Source organism: Vibrio sp. 1S139, from assembly GCF_041439475.1.
Classification (GTDB): Bacteria; Pseudomonadota; Gammaproteobacteria; order Enterobacterales; family Vibrionaceae; genus Vibrio; species Vibrio crassostreae_C.
The window spans coordinates 1-2,796 of record NZ_JBGOOD010000135.1; the positions used below are offsets into that span (position 1 = coordinate 1).

Consider the following 2,796-nt stretch of genomic DNA (forward strand, 5'->3'; position numbering starts at 1 on the left):
ACTTAGCCATAAAATGAAGAATGAACTTTTCGGGGAAATGTGCGCAATACCCCAAAATATGAAACTAAAATCGAATCTCTAAATGAGCAGTTGGCCAATGGTGAGAAAGCCCAGAAGCAACTACAAGGTCAAGTTGAATCCTTAACCGCTGAGGTTGAGCGCGGAGCTACAGAACAAGTCATGACCAAAGAGTCATTACAATCTAGTGAGAAGCACGTCGCATCACTTAATGATCAAATGAGTCAACAAACTAAGGAGCTAAAAAACCTCACTAAAGACCATACGCACTTACAAAATCAACACGCAAAATCTGAAACAAAAGTAGAATCTCTAACTGAACAGCTAACTAATGGCGAGAAGTCCCTACAACAGTTGCAAGATAAGTTGGGAGAGTCACAACAGCAGTGTGCGAGATTGGAAGGGCAATTGCTTCAATACCAACAAAAGTAATAATGGACTGGTAAACTTTCGGCAAAACTTACCACTGATTAAGTGAAAGTTTACCACCACTACACAAATTTATTTACAGCCTTATTCATTGCTGCAATGAGTAAGCTTTAATTAAATGATCTTTTTTACTGGAGATCGATAGAGAAAATCGATCATTTTAAATTTTAGGCTCAAAGGTAGCTTAAGCAAGATTGTTTTCCTGTGCATACTGAGCGTATAAAATATCAGCGAAATCAGTTTCCGAAATCTCAGTAAGCACCAAATCTCGAACAGCATCAGCTAATAAATCATTATCACTGGTCAACTCAAAGTCGTTCAAAGACAAATACTCCAAAGCAACCATTAAGCCGGTTCTTTTATTCGCATCTGGAAGGGCATGTGACATCGCAATACTTGTAGTATATTTAGCTGCAATTTCAAAGATATCATCTAAGCCATCGTAAACAATTGCATTATCAATTCGACCTAATGCACCTTGCAACTTGGGAATATCAACAGCCCCACTCATACCAGGTTCACTCTCCAATATAAATGTATTTATTTCGATGACTCGCTCAAATGGAAAGCAAATAATATCCATCACATGTCAGCCAACTTCTCAAACGTCTTACGATGAGTTCTCAAGGCTAACTTAGACTCTGACTTAACAATCTGCTGTCCATAAGTACCAGAAAGATCAAGCTTTCTTGTAGCTTTAATCTTAGGTCGTTTAACAACATCTACGCCATAAGATTCAATTCTCTTATTCATTTTTTCACCCAAAAAAATCAGATTTAATTTGATTATACTATCAAAACTACCATTAAAAAATAATGAGATGCAGCCACTTCCCCTATAGTGATTAATCCATAGAGATATAATCACTTCATCCTATAACTTTATAAACTGTTGTACGACTGCACCCTAACTCCTTGCTGATAGCATGCTTGTTCATCCCTTGCTCAGTAAGCTCTTGAATGCGTTGGTGAAGCATTTTGTCAGGAAACCGTCCAAGGTGCCTACCCTCAGAGCGTGCACGCTCCCTACCTTCATTACAGCGCTGTAATATTCGTTTTCTTTCCATTTCAGCAAACGCCGATATGGTAGTGTAAATAACTCGACCTACATCGCTATTGATGTCTAAATCGCCCAAATCATGAAAGACCAAACCAGCTTTCTTTTGCGCTAGTTGATCAGCAATTTGCAAAGCATCTATGGTATTTCGAGCAATGCGGTCGACTTTGGTAACATGAATAATATCTCCCTCCCTTGCAAAATCCAGCAACAGGTTAAGCTGTTTTCTATCAGAGGATTTACCGCTCGCTTGCTCTTGGTAAATTTTGTCACAACCAATACGTTTAAGCTGTTCAAGTTGAACATCGAGCGTTTGGTCTTGAGTGCTGACACGGGCATAGCCAATTTTCATGAAAAGAGCCTAAAAGTGAACATTAAGATAATTAAACATTAGTGTACATGTTCATATGTTATTTTAAAGACTAATTGGACAGTATTGAGGTGGGTGAAAGATAATGTTCACAAAGTTACACCTTTATGGACACAGCGCGAGATTAAACCCAATAGAAGAATCATACAAATTGGTTAAATCGTTCGATTCGTTTATAATGAGCGAAAAGGGGAATATTATGCAATCACTTACTGCGAATACAGCTAAAACCAAATTTGGCGACTTACTGATGAAAGTTCAACGTGAACCTATACAAATTAATAAGAATGGTTCACCCGTTGCGGTGATGATGTCTTGTGAAGAATATGAACAACTTGAAGCACTGAAATTGATGGTGGTGAAATCACGCTTCGAACAAGCAGAAGCCGATGCTCTATCAGATAAACTAGTCGACGGTGACGATTTCATGAATGCACTTAACCAAGGAAAGTTTGATTAATGACGCACTATAAGCTTTCTTCTTCAGCGCAATCTGATCTGATTGAGATTCGTCGCTATACATTAGAGCGATGGGGGCAAGCACAATGGAGTACTTACTTTTCAGAACTAAAGCAATCAATGGAATTACTGGCGAACAACAAGTTGCTCGGCATAGAGGTTTCTGAGGTGGGCCAAAACTACTTCCGTTTTCCTTTAAAGCGCCATGTGATTTATTATATCCAGAAACAAGATCACATAATTATTGCTGCCGTTCTTGGTAAGCAAATGTCTCCGGCCAAGCACTTTTCACAACTGTCTTAATATAATTAACACCCTAATGGTCATTCATCAAATAGAGACCTTTAATCATTGCTGCAATGATTAATAAGTAAGGCCGGACTGTGTAAAAGCTAGGCTAAGTGATTTTTGGACAAAAGCACGTTAGAGTATGGATTCTAACGTGCTAAATTTGGATTAGAAAA

Annotated in this window: 6 protein-coding genes; 3 read left to right on the forward strand and 3 right to left on the reverse strand. The window is 38.4% G+C overall.

Annotated features, from left to right (window positions below):
- The first annotated feature begins 39 nt into the window (after nt 1–39).
- On the forward strand, nt 40–450 hold the full coding sequence (locus tag ACED46_RS21605; protein ID WP_371722428.1) for a hypothetical protein: 411 nt from the start codon (nt 40–42) through the stop codon (nt 448–450).
- A 181-nt stretch (nt 451–631) separates the two neighbouring features.
- On the opposite strand, the gene ACED46_RS21610 is transcribed toward ACED46_RS21605, so the two are convergent.
- From ACED46_RS21610 to ACED46_RS21620, 3 genes are all read right to left on the reverse strand, one after another.
- Complete coding sequence (locus tag ACED46_RS21610) at nt 632–1,030, reverse strand: type II toxin-antitoxin system death-on-curing family toxin (protein WP_286298880.1); 399 nt, start codon at nt 1,028–1,030, stop codon at nt 632–634.
- Nucleotides 1,030–1,200 (reverse strand): acetyltransferase, encoded by a 171-nt coding sequence (locus ACED46_RS21615; RefSeq protein WP_286293924.1) that lies wholly within the window; start codon nt 1,198–1,200, stop codon nt 1,030–1,032. The genes ACED46_RS21610 and ACED46_RS21615 overlap by 1 nt, the downstream gene beginning before the upstream one ends.
- 115 nt (nt 1,201–1,315) lie before the next feature.
- The gene (locus ACED46_RS21620) at nt 1,316–1,855 is read right to left on the reverse strand and encodes a recombinase family protein (protein WP_286293922.1); all 540 of its coding nucleotides are present in this window, start codon (nt 1,853–1,855) and stop codon (nt 1,316–1,318) included.
- Nucleotides 1,856–2,072: 217 nt separating this feature from the next.
- On the opposite strand from ACED46_RS21620, the gene ACED46_RS21625 reads away from it, so the two are divergent.
- Nucleotides 2,073–2,333 (forward strand): type II toxin-antitoxin system Phd/YefM family antitoxin, encoded by a 261-nt coding sequence (locus tag ACED46_RS21625; RefSeq protein ID WP_016799688.1) that lies wholly within the window; start codon nt 2,073–2,075, stop codon nt 2,331–2,333.
- A complete protein-coding gene (locus tag ACED46_RS21630; RefSeq protein ID WP_016799689.1) occupies nt 2,333–2,635 on the forward strand; it encodes a type II toxin-antitoxin system RelE/ParE family toxin in 303 nt (100 codons plus the stop codon). Before ACED46_RS21625 ends, ACED46_RS21630 begins: the two co-directional genes overlap by 1 nt.
- Nucleotides 2,636–2,796 lie beyond the last annotated feature (161 nt).

Excerpts from the sequence above, each read along its gene's own strand:
- ACED46_RS21610 (WP_286298880.1), bottom strand. The coding sequence starts at position 1,030 with ATGGATATTATTTGCTTTCCATTTGAGCGAGTCATCGAAATAAATACA.
- ACED46_RS21615 (WP_286293924.1), bottom strand. The coding sequence starts at position 1,200 with ATGAATAAGAGAATTGAATCTTATGGCGTAGATGTTGTTAAACGACCT.
- ACED46_RS21620 (WP_286293922.1), bottom strand. The coding sequence starts at position 1,855 with ATGAAAATTGGCTATGCCCGTGTCAGCACTCAAGACCAAACGCTCGAT.
- ACED46_RS21625 (WP_016799688.1), top strand. The coding sequence starts at position 2,073 with ATGCAATCACTTACTGCGAATACAGCTAAAACCAAATTTGGCGACTTA.
- ACED46_RS21630 (WP_016799689.1), top strand. The coding sequence starts at position 2,333 with ATGACGCACTATAAGCTTTCTTCTTCAGCGCAATCTGATCTGATTGAG.